The sequence below is a fragment of the Vibrio salilacus genome, assembly GCF_002811245.1.
GTDB classification, from domain to species: domain Bacteria; phylum Pseudomonadota; class Gammaproteobacteria; order Enterobacterales; family Vibrionaceae; genus Vibrio; species Vibrio salilacus.
The window spans coordinates 171,574-187,862 of the sequence record NZ_NIVQ01000006.1; the positions used below are offsets into that span (position 1 = coordinate 171,574).

The following is a 16,289-nucleotide window of genomic DNA, read 5'->3' on the forward strand; positions in this document are numbered from 1 at the left end:
GGTATAGCATGCAGGATCCGCTATTAAATTCTCTTATCTACGTCAGTCGATACTATGGATTAGCTAACTCTCCCGAGGCTTTAATTAATGGCTTACCACTCTCCGATGGTAAGTTAACCCCTTTTTTGTTCCCTCGCGCAGCGGAACGTGCTGGGCTAGTCGCGAAAGAGAACCGTGCAGGCCTTGATGAAATTTCACAACTGGTATTACCCGTTGTACTGATTTTAAAAGGTGGTGACGCTTGTGTTCTCAATAGCATCAACCCAGACAAAGCCGAAGCTGAGATTGTTTCTGGAGAGTCGGGGTTGGTGCCGATTTCCATTGCTCTTGAAGAACTTAGCCAACTCTATATTGGCCGCTACTTTTTAGTAAAAAAGCAGTTTCGCTACGACGAGCGCTCACCAGAAATTTTAAAAACGCGCGAAGGTCACTGGTTCTGGAGCACGATTTGGCAATCTAAAAAAATCTATCGAGACGTATTGATCGCTTCAATTTTAATCAATTTATTCGCTATCGCAGCGCCAATGTTTACGCGTCTCGTGTATGACAAAGTGGTGCCAAATCTAGCGTTTGAAACCTTATGGGTACTCGCGAGCGGTATTTTCGTCATCTTCTTGTTTGACCTTACTCTCAAGCTAATGCGTAGCTATTTTATCGACGTAGCAGGGAAGAAGTCCGATATTTTGATCTCTTCTAAACTGTTCAGTAAAGTCATGGGCATTCGAATGGAATCACGCCCAGCGTCGGTTGGCGCTTTTGCCCGTCACTTACAAGAATTTGAGTCGATCCGTGAGTTCTTTACTTCTGCAACGATTGGCTCGTTGATTGATTTGCCTTTCGCCATTCTCTTCTTGTTGCTGATCTGGTTAATGGCAGGAAGCCTGGTGTTCGTCCCGATTATCGGGGTTCTGATCTTAATCATTTACTCGTTGTTGATTCAAGGACCTTTGCGTCACACGATCGAGGAAGGCTCACGACTTGCTTCGCAAAAATACGCCAACTTAATCGAAAGTCTGGCCGGTTTAGAGACCGTTAAACTATTTGGCGCGCAGAGCCAATTCCAATACCGTTGGGAAGAAGCCGTCGCGCATATGGCGAATTGGAGTGTTAAGAGCCGTCGTATAACAGATGGCATTCAAAATACCGCCGGATTTGTACAACAAGCCTCTAACGTCGGTATGATTATTCTCGGCGTCTACTTAATTGCACAGGGCGAGTTGACCATGGGTGGCTTGATTGCCGCCACCATGCTCAGTGGTCGTGCAATTGGCCCTATGGTTCAGTTATCGCTGCTTTCCACTCGTTACAATCAAGCTAAGTCATCAATGACGATTATTGATCAAGTCATGTCGATGCCAGATGAACAAGAAGAAGGCAAACGCTACATCCATCGTCCGATCATTCATGGCAAAATTGAGTTGGATAAAGTGACCTTCCACTACCCAGACTCACCTGTCGCTTCGATACGTGATTTAAGTTTAACCATCAACCCTGGCGAAAAAGTCGCCATTATCGGCCGTATTGGCTCAGGTAAGACAACGTTAGAACGTTTGATCATGGGGCTGTATAAACCGACTGAAGGTCACGTTCGTATCGATGATACTGACATAGACCAACTGCACCATATCGATATTCGCCGTAATATCGGTTGTGTTCCGCAAGACAGCCAACTGTTTTATGGCACGATTCGCGACAACATTACCTTAGGTCGACCACTGGCTGACGATAGAGATGTTCTCGACGCCGCAAACCGCGCTGGTGTGACCGTCTTTACTCAGCAAGACCCCGCGGGTCTTGAACGTCAAGTGGGCGAAGGTGGTTTAATGCTGTCGGGGGGACAACGTCAAGCTGTTACCATCGCACGTGCAATCCTTGGTCGTCCTCCGGTATTGCTGCTTGATGAACCAACAAGCGCCATGGATAACCGTTCAGAAATGCATATAAAACAACAACTCGCGCAATTAAAATCAACCGAGACGCTGATTTTAATCACCCATAAGACCTCAATGTTGGATGTCGTGGATCGAGTGATCGTGATGGAAAAAGGCTGCATCATTGCTGATGGACCTAAATCAGAAGTGCTTAACAGCCTTAAGCAAGGTAAAGTCAGAGCGGTCAACTAACCCTAAAGCGTAAAATGAAAAAGCCATCAGCTCGATGGCTTTTTGTTTATCTTAAGCAGACGAAGTTAGCTCGTTGGGCAACTTGCTACCCCCACTTCCTTCCACACCCCCCACTGACCGGATTGCGTAGGATCATCGCCTTGATTCCACCATTTTGCTTGCCAAACTTTACTAGCCCACGTGACTTGTTGACCACCGTTGTAGACTGCTGCCGCATCCCACAGATTGTCGCACAACTCACCGCCTGATGAAGTTTTAGTCACAACAACCGTACTCGACGCTGTCACATTGGCTTGGCCATCGCTAACCGTTACAGTAAACGCTAATGAGGTATCTTGGGTGTATTGAGCAGCAACAAAGCTCACCATTGCACCATCGATCGTCGCGTTTAATCCTGCAGGGATACCCCATGAATAGCTGAGTGGGTCATTGTCGGCATCGCTTGATGCTGATGCATCGACGACTACCACATCGCCACTTTGAACTGTGGCTGGAGCACTAACGACAGCGACTGGCGCTTTATTGACTGGCGTACCATTACCACCAGCTAAACCTTCATGCATTGCATTTAAGATATCGCCGTTATCTGCATCAATTTCCCACGAGAACAGACCAGCCAGACCTAAATCGCGAACATAAGCGCCTTTCACTTTCACGGAGCGCTCGTCATCAAACGTAATCAGTTTACCTGACGTCGGATTCCATAACCAAGGGGCTTGCGCTTGCTCATCGTAACCATATTGGAAGCCATTAATACCCTTATTGTCAGGCCCCAACATAAACGACTTAATGCCTTTATAATCAATAACCCCATCTTCCCAAACGCCTTGAGCACTTGAGCCTGTCAGTTTACCGTTACCAACACCTGTCATTGGATCTGTTGGGTCACTTAATGAGCTCGGGAGTACCCCTTCCCATCCACGTCCATACATGGCCGCACCAAGTACAAGCTTGTTAGCCGGAACGCCTTGAGCCAGTAATAACTGAATACCATTGTCTGAAGTGTAAGCTGGCCCAGTATATGGTTTGCCATTCTCATCAACCCCAGTTCCATCACATTGACCAGGACGCATAAAGTTACCGCAATAGAGCGCCGTCTGATGGCCGAGCACATTGTTCCAACCGCCATAGAAGTCATAAGTCATAGCGAAGATATAGTCCATGTACTGAACTGCATCGGCATAATCAACATCTTCTATCTTGTCGTGGCCAACGCCAATCGCAGAGGTCAACTCATAAGTACGACCACTATTCGCTTCCAATTCATCAAGCATGGCACGCAATTCACGCATCAATGCGACATAGGCCGGGCCATCATTAACCGGATCGCCCTTGTCGGCAGCTGCACCGCCGCCGCCAGGAAATTCCCAGTCAATATCGACACCGTCATAGAACTTCCATGTGGTTAAGAAACGTTTAACCGAAGCAACAAACGTATCTCGGTTAGCTTTGGTGGTAAAGTCAAAGAATGGGTCTGATAACGTCCAACCGCCAATAGATGGAATGATCTTAAGATCGGGGTTACGCTGCTTGAGTGCCATTAACATGGCATAGTTACCCTTGATTGGAGAGCTGTATTCATGGCCTGCCTGAGGGAAACTCTTTTGATAAGCAGCCCATGGGTCATGAATCACAACTTCATAGTCAGGGACCCCCTGACAAGCAGTCATAAGCGCATTGTAGCTGTTGCCACCAACTGATTTCACCGACTCATTAGGACCACAAATCGGGATAAATCCGTAGAGGATATGGGTCAGATTGTCTGCAGGCAGGTTATCAACGGTGTAATCGCGACCATAAATACCCCACTCGACAAAATACGTCCCGACGACTGTATTTGGGTCGGTATTGTATGACTTGTTATTTGGATCAATGTTCATCGCAAGCGGCGCAAGGTGAGCGCCATCGGTATCCGCGACTACAATTTCGGCTGGCGCACTAGTACTACAGCCCGTGGCGTCACACGCTTCGATGGTCAACTGATAACGGCCGCCTTGGCCATATTGGAAGTTGGCACTGGTTTGGCTACCCGCAATTGGACCGGTTGCGACTTCAACACCATCAAAATAAATCTTGTATGTGTCCCCTGTGGTTCCACTCCACTGGTTAAACTTAATACTGATATCCGCTTGTTCTTTATACTTAACCATCTGGTTGTAACCAGAGGTGGTTTCCATTGCCAATTCAATCTTAGAAAACTGTAGATTGTTCGATCCATATACATCAACGCTTGGAGCAGCAGGTGCCGCCAGCGTAGTGCCAGAGATCGCCAATGCGATGCTTGCTGCACATATAGTAATACGATTCATACCTATTTCTCTCATCCCTTGTATGTTTGCCCCAATTGTCAGAGCCACGTCTGTTCAATCGAAAGTGAAGAACATCACCTTCAGTATTTAAGAGACTTTATTTTTAATGGGCAAAATAAAGATTAAATACGAGCCAAGATTGAAAAACTTACCGATGTTAGCAACTTGTTGCATTACAAAGTCGACATTAAGTCAAAAACTAAAGACGGTGAGATAAGCAAAGTTAAAATGGGAAAATGCTCAGCAAGCGATTTAATATAACGTGGTTTCATTGAGAGCCAAAAGTCATCGCAGTCAACCAACTCAATCATTACATTGACTTTGGTCGTTTCAAGCATAACACGGCGTAGGTCGGCACTTATTTCTTGCTTGGCAAAGACCATTGTGACGTTTCCAATTATTAGTATTTGATATACCGAGCAGAGCAAACTAAATCACCAATGATACCCAGTGTGTTGAAATCGGTTATTGGTTGAGTCAATCTCATCGAGGTAAGGGCATAATGCCGCGCGTTGTTCATCAAATCGTGTTTGAAGAATTAAACATGGAGAAGGTACAATTGTCAGCCGCCGTAGATAACCATGCCAGTCGCCGAGTAGCAGAAAAAGTGGGCATGGTGTTAGAGGGCATCTTAACCAATCAAGGAAAAATCTCTGACCGTATTCTTGATCATGCTATTTACGGGCTCAAAAAGTCGCAATTAATGAGTGAGTGAACACGTTGTTTGTTGGATTAATAGAGATTTACCAAACTATATAATACTATTGGCAGCAGATTTTGTAGTTAGAGAAATTTCTAATGTCTACAAGCATTAAACTGATTTTGATCGTCCTAGCTTTGAGCGGTGGCTTTTTTGCGAGTGACCTCATTAGGTGGTTTCAATCACCTCAAACCAATATATCGTTAAACAATTACTGCTTAGTCACAACGGCGGGTTGTCTGCAAGACGGAATTCGCATCACTGCTGACCGTGATACTACCCAACCGTTAGCGCCCACTCAACTCACCGTTGACTGGCCAAACTCCAGCAGTGAAACACTGTTTCTGACACTTCAAGGATATGAAATGGATATGGGTAAGTTGGTCTTTAAATTGGACAAAAACCCTCAAGGTCAATTTACTGGTCAAGTCGTATTACCGGTATGTACATCGGATGCCATGACTTGGTACGGCGCTCTTTCTGACCAAGTCCACTCAATCAACACTTCAATAAGGATGGAACGATGAGTAAGAAATGGGGATTCGCACTCTTAGCCGCGTTTGTTTTGGGTATTAGTTTAAATCACTATTATATAAATTCTCAAAGCACTTCTACGTTGACTGATGGGCCACCTAACTCAAGCATCTTATATGGTGAAAACAATGCCCCAGTCGATATCTTTGCCCCAAGTGATCAACGAATTCGCGTCGTCTATTTCGGTTTTACCCGCTGCCCTGATGTTTGTCCTACCTCGCTGGCAATGTTAGCAGGTGCACTCAATCAAATTGACGATGAAACCAAACAACGATTTCGGCCACTTTTTATCTCGCTTGATCCTGAGCGTGATGCCGCGGCAGACGCTTATCAATACGCTCAGTATTTTCACCCGATGATAGAAGGTTTATCAGCGCCACTCGACATTACCACCCCACTGGCTCATCGCTATGGCGTCATTTTTCGCAAAACTAAGTTAGAAAACTCTCAACTTGAGTACACGCTCGATCACAGTTCTTATTTCTACTTTCTCCAACCAGACGGCACATTAATCACTAAAGTGCCACATATTCTGACACCAGCGCCCTTGGTGGAAGCCTTTAAAAAACTGAATTACAAAGGATTATGACCATGAAATTGAAAACCTTGTTACTGGCCTTTTTTGCCTTAAGCCCTCTGGCTCACGCAAATCAAACCGACATTATGACGCACAATGCATACGCCCGTGCCACACCGCCCAATGCACCGACCAGTGCCGTATTCGTTGAAATCCTCAATCAAGGTGACAAAGATCGCTACATTGTATCTGCGTCAACACCAGCCGCTGGCAAAGTAGAACTTCACGATGTGATTACCGAAGGCGACGTGATGAAAATGCGTCAGATCGAGCGCATCGAAGTGCCAAGTAAAGGAAAAGCAGTACTTAAACCTGGTAGCCTACATATTATGTTGTTCGATCTTAAGCAAGCGTTTGTAGAAGGTGAGCAGATAGACGTAGAGATTACGTTTGCCAATGGTGAGCAACAAACCTTTAGTGCGCCAATCAAGAAAGTCATGAGTGGCATGAAACACCATTAATAAAAAAATAACTCAACAAGGTGGGTAAGCTCCCGCCTTGTTGATTAGACAATTGGTTTAAATAACGGCGCGAGCAAAAACGCCACAGTGGACTTTGCCAGAGTAAAGAGTATCGTTTAAAAAGCTGACGAAGTTTTGTAAAAATTCAAAATGAACACCATCAGTATAAGTGTTAAATCTACTTATAAGACGAAGAGGCTCTCGCCCCCTCTAACTCACCAAAAAAGCACATAATTTCAACATAAAGTTCACATCATCTCATTTCAATTAATTTTTCATGCTAATTTTCAATTACATCTAGACACATTATTTCAAGCCGCTAGTATATCGATCTCAGTTTGATATAACTGTTATTACTATAACTCTATAAAACTATTCATTGCAGGGATAACTATGCAACACAACTCACTTATTGCACGCTTTGCTCGTGGCAATCTGGTTTTGCAGATCCTAGCCGGCATCATTCTCGGTGTAGGTCTAGCGACTGTTTCTCCACAGCACGCTCAAAGTGTTGGATTACTCGGAAGCCTGTTCGTTGGTGCGCTCAAAGCAGTCGCCCCTATTCTCGTTTTTATTTTGGTTGCTGCCTCGATCGCCAACCAGAAAAAAAACCAGCATACCTATATGCGTCCCATCGTGGTGCTTTACCTTTTGGGTACGTTAACTGCTGCACTGACCGCAGTCGTACTGAGCTTTTTATTCCCAACCACATTAACGCTTGTCACAGGTGCCGAAGGCGCAACACCACCACAAGGTATTGCTGAAGTTTTAAATACTCTATTATTTAAGTTAGTCGACAACCCAGTTAATGCTTTGATGAGTGCAAACTACATTGGTATTTTGGCATGGGCGGTTGGCCTTGGTCTGGCGTTACACCACGCATCAGCAACAACCAAAGCGGTATTTGAAGATTTGAGTCACGGCGTTTCGCAGATCGTTCGCTTCATTATACGTCTGGCTCCTTTTGGTATCTTTGGTTTGGTTGCCTCAACGTTGGCAACGACTGGTTTCGACGCCTTAGCTGGCTACGCTCAACTGTTGGCTGTTCTGCTGAGTTCTATGCTTATTATTGCTCTCGTAGTCAATCCAATCATCGTTTATGTCAAAACAGGCGAGAACCCGTACCCACTCGTACTAAGATGTCTGCGTGAAAGTGGTGTGACGGCCTTCTTTACCCGTTCAAGCGCTGCAAACATCCCTGTAAATATGGCGTTGTGTGAAAAGCTTAACCTTGACGAAGATACCTACTCAGTCTCGATCCCTCTTGGTGCAACCATCAACATGGCAGGCGCTGCGATTACTATCACAACTCTGACTCTGGCTGCCGTTCATACAGTGGGAATTGAAATTGACTTGCTGACAGCGCTACTACTCAGTGTCGTTGCAGCGGTTTCAGCTTGTGGAGCCTCTGGCGTTGCTGGTGGTTCGCTATTACTTATCCCACTGGCCTGCGGTTTGTTTGGTATTCCTAATGAAGTGGCGATGCAAGTGGTCGCGGTTGGCTTTATTATCGGTGTAGTACAAGACTCTGCAGAAACGGCACTGAACAGTTCAACAGATGTCGTCTTTACAGCGGCGGTATGTAAAGCGAAACAAAAACAAGCGTAATCTTTACCTGATAAAAAAAGCCTCGTCATCACGAGGCTTTTTTGTATTTATAGCAAAGAGATCAAACAATTGGTGACTAATGTTTGTCAATCGGTGACTGAGTAAAATCAAGACGATCGCTACTCGTTTCCGAGGCTGGAAGGTCCGTATCTTCGGTTAAGAGAGCTTCAATCACAGTGGCAGGATCGGTCATGGTAAGCTCGTCACTCAGTTGATCGGCGTTTGGCGATGCAATACGGCTGTTTTCATCAGTCGGAATATTACGCTTGTAAAGGCGATTAAGTGCCTTAATGATGGAGTGCCTACTGATTTTTCGTTCACGAACTTTCTTAACAATAGGCTTGGCGAGACTTTGCAAACCAACAACCGTATCGACACCAATATGCATCGCGACCTGATCTCGTAAATTACGCGCAGAACCATGGCCAAGTTCCGCCGCTAAAAACAGCCAGATGTAAGCGATAGAGTTCCCGTTTGGACGATGTTCCATCCAAATTTCTCCAGCTATGTACATCGCTTCTAGATGGCCTTTTTCCGCCGCACGCTCTATCCAATAACAACCGCGTTCAAAGTCTTGAGGCACACCCCATCCTTTGATGTAATTTAAGCCGAGTTTCATCCGACCTTGATTGCTTTTAAGCTCAGCAGCATCACGAAAACACTCGCTCGACTTGGTCGGATTCTTTTGCGGATTGTTAGGCGATATCCACCAGTCTCCCAAGAAAATCAGCGCATCAACATAATTTTGTTCAGCCGCTGACTGCATAATGTCGATCGCCTTGGCAACATTGATATCAGTACCATGACCATTAAATAGCGCCATGGCCATTTCGTATTTATGCGGCAAACTGCCATCAGCAGCCGCAATACACACTTGCCAAAACTGCGCTTTCTCTTTCAGTACAACATCTTGTTTCATCTTATTACTCAGACGTACAATTCCGTACATCCCTGTAACACTGTCAAGCTCAGCCGCTTTGGTATACCAATGAAGTGCTTCTTTCAATCGCGCTCTTTCTGCTTCTTTTGCCAAGTAAAGAATGGTAGGAAGATCGCCATTTTCTGCTTTAGCAATGCGTTCTTGTTGCTCTTGCTTGCGATGTTTTTCTATCGCCTTTCGTTGCACAATACTACGTTCTCTACGCTCTTGTTCTAAACGTTTTTTACGCAGTGAAAGCGCCAGCATCCACATAAACATGCTCAGTAGCAGCAACCCGGTCGCACCAATGGCGATCCCAATTATATTCATTCGATCTTCTTTCGTATATTGAGCTAATTATAATATCGGTAGCATACTCAAATGATTGAGTTTCTTAATCATACCCTATAAACACATGCACCACATACTGCAATCCCATTCGTGAATGCAACCCAGTTCACAAGCTAGAGCAATTGATTACCTGCTCACTTTCGAGCTTATTTTAATTATAAAAATTTTTCGGAAAAATCACATAAACCATGACTATATTAGTCAATCATTGCGCTTATCAAACACTTCCGTGCCGTATTTAAGACTAATTTATGAAAAATTGACCAAAAACAATAGCAGAAACACACTACTTATTTTATAATGCGAATTAATGATTGAAAACATCATACATTCTAACATTAGGGGCAGAAAATGAGACTTATCCCATTAAACAAAGCCGCACAAGTCGGTAAGTGGGCAGCAGCGCACATCGTAAAACGTATTAATGACTTTCAGCCGACCGCAGATCGCCCATTCGTTTTAGGTTTGCCGACTGGCGGCACACCTCTGGCGACTTACAAAGCGCTGATCGAACTGTATAACGCAGGCGAAGTAAGCTTTAAACACGTTGTGACTTTCAATATGGATGAGTACATTGGCATCGCTGAAGATCACCCTGAATCTTACCGTTCATTTATGTATAACAACTTCTTTAATCACATTGATATCCAAGCAGAAAACATCAACCTTCTTAATGGAAACGCCGAAGATAATGAAGTTGAATGCAAACGTTACGAAGACAAGATCAAGTCTTACGGCAGAATTAACTTGTTTATGGGCGGTGTGGGGAATGATGGCCACATTGCCTTTAATGAACCTGCATCATCACTCTCTTCACGCACTCGTATCAAAACCCTAACGGAAGATACCCGCATTGCTAACTCGCGCTTTTTTGATGGTGATATTGAGCAAGTACCTAAGTACGCACTGACGATTGGTGTGGGTACACTGCTAGACTCTCAAGAAGTGATGATTCTGGTTACAGGTCACAACAAAGCTCTAGCACTGCAAGCTGCGGTAGAAGGCAGTGTTAACCATCTATGGACAGTTTCTGCACTGCAACTGCATCCTAAATCGGTTATCGTTTGTGACGAAGCAGCCCAGCAAGAACTCAAAGTAAAAACGGTTAAGTACTTTACAGAGTTAGAAGCAAAAAATATTGTCGGTTTCTAAATCTAAGAATCTAAGAATCTAAGAATCTAAGACGATTAAAAAATCCGAATTTAATACTCGGATTTTTTGTTGTCGCCAATCGAAAAGGTATGGCGACACCACCACCAGCAACTCTCGTTAACACGGGGCAACAGTGACCGCTAGCGCAGAAAAAGACTTGATAACAGTTTAACCAACAACTTGGGATACTTAAGCAATAGATGACTACGCGGCAACCATGATGGCGATACCATTACGGTTTTAGCATGTGAGAAAGTATAGAACCCTTCTTTGCCATGGTAGTGGCCAATTCCCGACTCGCCAATACCACCAAATGGCGCATCATCCGCCGCGACATGCAGTAAAGTATCGTTGATCACTACGCCTCCACTGTGGGTCTGTTCAACCACCTGTTGTTGCAGCACCTGATTATCTGACATCAAGTACAGTGCGAGCGGTCGAGGTCGTTGGTTGACAATAGTAAAGGCGTCACTTAACTGTCGATAAGTGATAATGGGCAAGATCGGACCAAAAATCTCCTCTTTCATCAGTAACATTGAATGAGTCACCCCAGTGATAAGATTTGGCAACATTTGCCGCTCATTCAACTGGACATCTTCAAGCGTATGAATGGTTGCCCCTTGTTGCTTAGCGTCAGACAAGTAAGTCTGCAAACGTTGATATTGACGCTCATTCACGATCTGGGTTATCGGCACTAGCTGCCCCTTGCGAACAAAACGCTTTTTGTACTTGGCCAAATAGGTATGGATGAACAGCTGCTCTTTACCTTCCGGTAGCAAAATATAGTCAGGGGCAACGCAAATCTGCCCGGCATTGATTGATTTCCCGATCATAATGGCGTCGACGGCGCGTTTTATATCAGCATCATCGCCAATGATAACAGGCGATTTTCCACCTAATTCTAACGTCACTGGGGTTAGATTTTTCGCCGCAGCCTGCGCAACCAAACGCCCCACTGATGTCGAACCAGTGAAAATTAGATGATCAAAGGGTAAGGATGAAAAACTCTCCGCAATGTCGGCTTCACCTTCGATAGCAAAGATATGATCCTCAAGCGATGCACATATTTCGCTCAGCACTTGATTGGTGTGTGGCGTGTACTCACTGAGTTTGACCATAACGCGATTACCGGCAGCTAACGCGGTCACGATAGGGCCAAGGCTAAGAAAGATTGGAAAATTCCACGGCACAATTACTCCGACGACCCCAACGGGCTGGTACTCAACCTTTACCTTTGACGGTGAGAGCAATAATCCGGCGTGACGACGGCTTGGCTTCATCCATTTTTTTACGTGTCTGATGCTGTAATTAATATGGTTTACGGCGGGTAGAAGATCGCTGATCAAACTATCGAATTCGCTCCGGAATCCGTAATCGTTTTTCAATGCCTCAACTAGGTCATCTTGCCGAGCAAGCAACTGTGCTTTTAAGCGCGTCAGCAACGCGATTCTTTGAGCGTGATCTGGGTACGGATCATTGTGATAGAGTGCCTGAACTTTTTGATACAACTGCTCAAGCTCTTGCTTATTTTTGACATGATCCTTATGCCAGCGATTCAAATCGACCACTTTTTCCATCAATAGCTACCAACTCATTCAAACCATTTAACTCATAGTAGTAAGTTTTTGCTCTAATGTCGCTAAACAGGTCGCCTGCAATGGTCAATTATTGTCTGAAAAGGAAAACGCAGCGCCATAAACATCAGCTTGTGGGGGACAGGAGCATGTTTCATCGGCGCTGCGTGTAGAACCACCTACCAAATCAGTAAGCCAAATTATTGTGCCACTGAATAAGGAAAGGTAACACTGAGATCTTTTTCCTGCCTTTGTTCCCTATTTGTCTGATAACGGCGACTTTTAAACGAAATAATCTGGAAATAGAGCGAAAACAGGAACAAAATGAGATTTATCATGACTCATTTTAGGAGTGTTTTGCTGTGTCCGAGCTTAACTTGCTGCGCTATTACTCGCGCCTAGTGTCATTTGGTGTCGGTGACGAAGTGAAAACAACCCTGCCAGATGTCGCCAATATCCTCTGCACCAGTCCTCGACATGCGCGCAACCTTCTCAGTCAAATGCAACAACTAGCTTGGCTCACGTGGCAGCCAAAATCAGGCCGTAACCAACGTTCAACCTTATTCCTTCGGCCCTCACTCGCTGAATTGAAAAGGCAATTGGCGAGCGAACGAATTTTGCAAGGTCAATATGAAAAGGCGCTGTCACTGCTTAATCACGATCAATTAGCATTTGGTCAACTACTGCAAAGTACCTCCGGCGCATCATTGCGCGAGGGCTTGATGCATATTCAGCTAACCTATAAGCGCGCCTTTGAGCACTTGGTGCCCCATCAATTACAGCGTTCCAGTGAGCGTTATTTACTGCGTCAAATCTATTGCTGTTTAGTGGCAAGTAGTCTCGACGGTCAACTTGAAGCCCAACTTGCTCATCATTGGAACTACGATGAATCCTCTCTTGAATGGTCTTTCTTTCTTCGCCCTGGGCTCACTTTTCATAATGGCAAGCCCATTAGCGCTGAATGTATTGTTACGTTGTTTGACAAACTGGTTCTACTTGACGATTACCGCAGTGAACTCAATCACTTGGTTCGGGTTTATTCACCCGGAGCTAACCGCGTGGTATTTCAACTCAGTGAACCCGACCAAGGCTTTGGAGGCTTGATCTCCGGGGTCAAGTATTCGATTCAACCTCCTGAGCAAGTCAACCTATCCGCCCCTATGCTAGTGGTAGGATCTGGGCCCTTCGAAGTGACTGAGCACTCACACACCAAGCTGTGCCTTAGGGCCTTCGAGCGTTACTACGCTTGTCGTGCCTTGACTGATCAAGTGACCATTTGGCATTTAGATGAAAGCGAACTTGGCGACAAGCAACAAATTGAAACCAATCAACCCGGTGCATCACTGCGCCCGTCCTGTCATTATTATGTTGCCCATGCGGTAGGAAAAAGCAAAGCTGTTGAAAGTGAGATCAAGCAGAGCAGAACTGAAGATGGTTGTATGTTTGTGCTATTCAATCAATGCGCCAATGTCGTGCTCAGTGAGCAGCAGCGTCGCTATCTCTCGACCTATATTACGCCACAAAAAGTCTACCAGTATCTCGACCAAACTGGCCAGTTGTTCGGCTGTGAACTGGCGAGTAACTTACTGCCGATTTGGCATAAAATTACCCGACCAACCATGCCCAAAACTGACTTGCCGCCACAGATCGATATTGCCATCTACGATTACAGTTCGCTGCGCCATTGCGCTCTCGCAGTCAAACACTTACTTGAGCAACTAGGAGTGACGGTAACTATCAATAGCTATAGCTACCGAGAGCTCACCGCGTTGTCTATCTCGGGTCAATTGACGGAGTCTGTGATTATCACCAACATCAATTTGGACGATAACCGCCACGCCTCGGCGTTTAACAGCTTGTATCATAATCCGATCATCCAACGCTGCATTGGTGAGTCATCCAAGCAGTGGCTAATGGAACACCTCACTTCGCTGCGTGCTCAAACCCAACTACATGACTACTTAGAGGCACTTGAACCGATAGCTTCTGCATTGATCAATCAATTTTGGTTAGCACCGCTGTTTCACCACCGACAAACTCTGCGCTTTCAGGGCGTTTTGAATGATGTTGAACTGACGAACTGGGGTTGGCCAGATATTCGCAATGTGTGGTCGACGGACTGAAATTGAGCAGACAATAATAAGTCCACTCAATTTTCTGTATCGTAAACAGCAGCCTCAAAACGATCAACGCTGACAGCAACTCGAGCTCTGTCAGCGTAATGACTATTGTTGATTGCGTTATCCTTGAGCACAGTTACCTGTGATTATTGAAAATGTCTGATTTTCGATGTAACGCTACCAGAAGTTGCCGGCACACTTGCATCCAGAATTACGGATAATTATCAGATATTGAAACATGCATCTTCACGTTGAACGGGTATAGCTTAGAAGTGGACAAAGCGCTGAGGGAAAGCTTACTACACCAGGTTTCGGGTAATTTTAATCTGTTGATGTGAGGAGTGCTAATTTTAAATTAAGCGTTAGTGGCATTAAGCCAAACTCCATTTTCTTTGTGTGCTAGTAACGTTCCAATAAGATCTCTGAGCTCAATTCTACTTGTAAAAAATGGAGCGCAAGACGAAGCTGATATTTTGGCACCTTTTAAGCCGCGCATAAAAACCGTTTCTAATCTTAATGTGTTATTTTTTTCGTTAATATATTTAATATTAAATGTTGGCATAATTATCTTCTAGTTTATTGTTGGTATTTTTATAGTTTAAACCAAAAGTTTTTCCAGAAATAAGTGCGTGAGGAATGCATCTTTTAAGGGGGGAAAGCTGTTGATTGGCTATTTTGAGGGGGGGAGGTATAGAGGTGGTTGAGAACCACCTCTATTTAAATCAGTTTAAGCAACGACAACATTCGCAGCTTGAAGGCCTTTTTGACCTTGCTCTACATTGAAAATCACCTTTTGGCCTTCAATTAGAGTCTTAAAACCTTCTGAAACGATAGAGTTAAAATGAACGAATACGTCAGCACCGCCATTATCTTGAGTCAAAAAGCCAAAGCCTTTACTTTCGTTAAACCATTTTACAGAACCAGTTGTTTTATCAGACATAGATTGTCCCTTAATATTTAAATATAAATGAGTCGCCAAAATGCGAAGCGCTGAAAATTGAATTATTTAATGTATCTATGAAGCTAACGAAGGGAAACTCTGAGGATAACAACTAGTGAATTCTGAGGGTTTTACTTAAAAAACTTTATTTTTTCATTTAATAACTCTGAATAACAGAGCAAAGCCATTATGCGCTTTATTAATTTAATGTAAAGGATTATTTAGTTTTTAAGCTAATTAACTTTTTATGACCAAATGACAGACAAAAGTAAGTTGTCGACAACGCGCTAAAAAGCTCAGCGACGAGCTTGATATAGCGCGTCATCGGCGTGACGAAACGTATTGGCTTTCGCAACGTCCTGATGAAGCGCAACACCACAGCTGATGGTATCAAATGGAATGGGTGGCCAATTATGCATGTCAATCAAACAGATATAAGCTACTGTTGCGAAATTTATTAGACTGAAAACTGTGCCGTGTCTGGAACCTAGAACAAATATCGCCACCACGGGCGTCAAGTACGTGCATCGTCACTCGAAGGGCAGGCTTATTGTCAAAAGTGGTGCGCCGATATAGTTCGAAACGAAAGTGATGACAGCGCTAATATGATCAAGAGAGGGTGAGCCGTCACGTTCCCCTCTATCTACCATTTACAAAGTCACTTTCTTTATCATGCCCGCTTCAGCGTAGACAGGGACTAAATCCATGCCCATTGGCGACTTACCTGGTTTGTCTCGTTGATAATTGGGATCCATCGGAGCAACCCAGTACAGAGGCTCATTCGTTGACGAACGAGTTTCACTCGCTAGGGCGGACATTTAATGGTCCATCTCTGGTAAATAGCGACTAATTCCATACCCGATAACACCACCGACCAATAGCGCAACCGTTGCAACTTTTAACGTACTCATGACTTTTCCT

Annotated in this window: 15 protein-coding genes and 1 pseudogene; 8 read left to right on the plus strand and 8 right to left on the minus strand. The window is 44.6% G+C overall.

The genetic code is table 11. From position 1 onward, the window contains the following. Positions 1–8: 8 nt before the first annotated feature. Positions 9–2,123 (plus strand): type I secretion system permease/ATPase, encoded by a 2,115-nt coding sequence (locus tag CDZ87_RS06445; protein WP_100752715.1) that lies wholly within the window; start codon positions 9–11, stop codon positions 2,121–2,123. Between the two features lie 65 nt (positions 2,124–2,188). Here CDZ87_RS06445 and CDZ87_RS06450 read toward each other — a convergent pair whose 3' ends face one another. Together CDZ87_RS06450 and CDZ87_RS06455 are read right to left on the minus strand one after the other, a co-directional pair. Further along, positions 2,189–4,432 (minus strand): glycosyl hydrolase family 18 protein, encoded by a 2,244-nt coding sequence (locus CDZ87_RS06450; RefSeq protein WP_100752717.1) that lies wholly within the window; start codon positions 4,430–4,432, stop codon positions 2,189–2,191. A gap of 173 nt (positions 4,433–4,605) precedes the next feature. Beyond that, complete coding sequence (locus CDZ87_RS06455; protein ID WP_100752718.1) at positions 4,606–4,815, minus strand: hypothetical protein; 210 nt, start codon at positions 4,813–4,815, stop codon at positions 4,606–4,608. A gap of 50 nt (positions 4,816–4,865) precedes the next feature. Here CDZ87_RS06455 and CDZ87_RS06460 point away from each other — a divergent pair, with 50 nt between their 5' ends. The 5 genes from CDZ87_RS06460 to sstT all read left to right on the plus strand — a co-directional run bounded on the left by CDZ87_RS06460 (position 4,866) and on the right by sstT (position 8,312). Beyond that, on the plus strand, positions 4,866–5,147 hold the full coding sequence (locus CDZ87_RS06460) for a GNAT family N-acetyltransferase (RefSeq protein WP_100752719.1): 282 nt from the start codon (positions 4,866–4,868) through the stop codon (positions 5,145–5,147). An 83-nt stretch (positions 5,148–5,230) separates the two neighbouring features. After that, a complete protein-coding gene (locus CDZ87_RS06465; RefSeq protein ID WP_100752720.1) occupies positions 5,231–5,659 on the plus strand; it encodes a hypothetical protein in 429 nt (142 codons plus the stop codon). Then, positions 5,656–6,255: an SCO family protein gene (locus tag CDZ87_RS06470; protein WP_100752721.1), complete on the plus strand. Its 600-nt coding sequence runs from the start codon at positions 5,656–5,658 to the stop codon at positions 6,253–6,255. The genes CDZ87_RS06465 and CDZ87_RS06470 overlap by 4 nt, the downstream gene beginning before the upstream one ends. A gap of 2 nt (positions 6,256–6,257) precedes the next feature. Continuing rightward, positions 6,258–6,704: a copper chaperone PCu(A)C gene (locus CDZ87_RS06475; protein WP_100752722.1), complete on the plus strand. Its 447-nt coding sequence runs from the start codon at positions 6,258–6,260 to the stop codon at positions 6,702–6,704. A gap of 393 nt (positions 6,705–7,097) precedes the next feature. After that, a complete protein-coding gene (gene sstT, locus CDZ87_RS06480; RefSeq protein ID WP_100752723.1) occupies positions 7,098–8,312 on the plus strand; it encodes a serine/threonine transporter SstT in 1,215 nt (404 codons plus the stop codon). A 76-nt stretch (positions 8,313–8,388) separates the two neighbouring features. Here the strand turns inward: sstT and CDZ87_RS06485 are convergent, their stop codons facing one another. Further along, complete coding sequence (locus CDZ87_RS06485; protein ID WP_100752725.1) at positions 8,389–9,561, minus strand: tetratricopeptide repeat protein; 1,173 nt, start codon at positions 9,559–9,561, stop codon at positions 8,389–8,391. A gap of 372 nt (positions 9,562–9,933) precedes the next feature. On the opposite strand from CDZ87_RS06485, the gene nagB reads away from it, so the two are divergent. After that, positions 9,934–10,734, plus strand: coding sequence for a glucosamine-6-phosphate deaminase (nagB, locus tag CDZ87_RS06490; RefSeq protein WP_100752726.1), 801 nt, complete (start codon positions 9,934–9,936; stop codon positions 10,732–10,734). Between the two features lie 140 nt (positions 10,735–10,874). Here nagB and CDZ87_RS06495 read toward each other — a convergent pair whose 3' ends face one another. Continuing rightward, a complete protein-coding gene (locus tag CDZ87_RS06495; RefSeq protein ID WP_100752727.1) occupies positions 10,875–12,311 on the minus strand; it encodes a coniferyl aldehyde dehydrogenase in 1,437 nt (478 codons plus the stop codon). Positions 12,312–12,670: 359 nt separating this feature from the next. Here CDZ87_RS06495 and CDZ87_RS06500 point away from each other — a divergent pair, with 359 nt between their 5' ends. Then, positions 12,671–14,431: an SgrR family transcriptional regulator gene (locus tag CDZ87_RS06500; protein ID WP_100752729.1), complete on the plus strand. Its 1,761-nt coding sequence runs from the start codon at positions 12,671–12,673 to the stop codon at positions 14,429–14,431. Between the two features lie 352 nt (positions 14,432–14,783). Here the strand turns inward: CDZ87_RS06500 and CDZ87_RS06505 are convergent, their stop codons facing one another. The 4 genes and pseudogenes from CDZ87_RS06505 to CDZ87_RS06515 form a co-directional block, all read right to left on the minus strand. Then, the gene (locus CDZ87_RS06505) at positions 14,784–14,990 is read right to left on the minus strand and encodes a hypothetical protein (protein ID WP_100752730.1); all 207 of its coding nucleotides are present in this window, start codon (positions 14,988–14,990) and stop codon (positions 14,784–14,786) included. A gap of 165 nt (positions 14,991–15,155) precedes the next feature. Then, complete coding sequence (locus tag CDZ87_RS06510) at positions 15,156–15,368, minus strand: cold-shock protein (RefSeq protein WP_100752731.1); 213 nt, start codon at positions 15,366–15,368, stop codon at positions 15,156–15,158. A 296-nt stretch (positions 15,369–15,664) separates the two neighbouring features. Further along, positions 15,665–15,787 carry a hypothetical protein gene (locus CDZ87_RS17440; RefSeq protein WP_281251952.1) on the minus strand — a complete coding sequence of 41 codons (123 nt, stop codon included), beginning with the start codon at positions 15,785–15,787 and terminating at the stop codon, positions 15,665–15,667. Between the two features lie 261 nt (positions 15,788–16,048). After that, positions 16,049–16,279: pseudogene (locus CDZ87_RS06515) on the minus strand (heavy metal-binding domain-containing protein); the annotation flags it as partial. Between the last annotated feature and the right edge of the window lie 10 nt (positions 16,280–16,289).

Coding starts and splice junctions, on each gene's coding strand:
- CDZ87_RS06445 (WP_100752715.1), top strand. CDS start 9: ATGCAGGATCCGCTATTAAATTCTCTTATCTACGTCAGTCGATACTAT.
- CDZ87_RS06450 (WP_100752717.1), bottom strand. CDS start 4,432: ATGAATCGTATTACTATATGTGCAGCAAGCATCGCATTGGCGATCTCT.
- CDZ87_RS06455 (WP_100752718.1), bottom strand. CDS start 4,815: ATGGTCTTTGCCAAGCAAGAAATAAGTGCCGACCTACGCCGTGTTATG.
- CDZ87_RS06465 (WP_100752720.1), top strand. CDS start 5,231: ATGTCTACAAGCATTAAACTGATTTTGATCGTCCTAGCTTTGAGCGGT.
- CDZ87_RS06470 (WP_100752721.1), top strand. CDS start 5,656: ATGAGTAAGAAATGGGGATTCGCACTCTTAGCCGCGTTTGTTTTGGGT.
- CDZ87_RS06475 (WP_100752722.1), top strand. CDS start 6,258: ATGAAATTGAAAACCTTGTTACTGGCCTTTTTTGCCTTAAGCCCTCTG.
- sstT (WP_100752723.1), top strand. CDS start 7,098: ATGCAACACAACTCACTTATTGCACGCTTTGCTCGTGGCAATCTGGTT.
- CDZ87_RS06485 (WP_100752725.1), bottom strand. CDS start 9,561: ATGAATATAATTGGGATCGCCATTGGTGCGACCGGGTTGCTGCTACTG.
- nagB (WP_100752726.1), top strand. CDS start 9,934: ATGAGACTTATCCCATTAAACAAAGCCGCACAAGTCGGTAAGTGGGCA.
- CDZ87_RS06495 (WP_100752727.1), bottom strand. CDS start 12,311: ATGGAAAAAGTGGTCGATTTGAATCGCTGGCATAAGGATCATGTCAAA.
- CDZ87_RS06505 (WP_100752730.1), bottom strand. CDS start 14,990: ATGCCAACATTTAATATTAAATATATTAACGAAAAAAATAACACATTA.
- CDZ87_RS06510 (WP_100752731.1), bottom strand. CDS start 15,368: ATGTCTGATAAAACAACTGGTTCTGTAAAATGGTTTAACGAAAGTAAA.
- CDZ87_RS17440 (WP_281251952.1), bottom strand. CDS start 15,787: ATGCATAATTGGCCACCCATTCCATTTGATACCATCAGCTGTGGTGTT.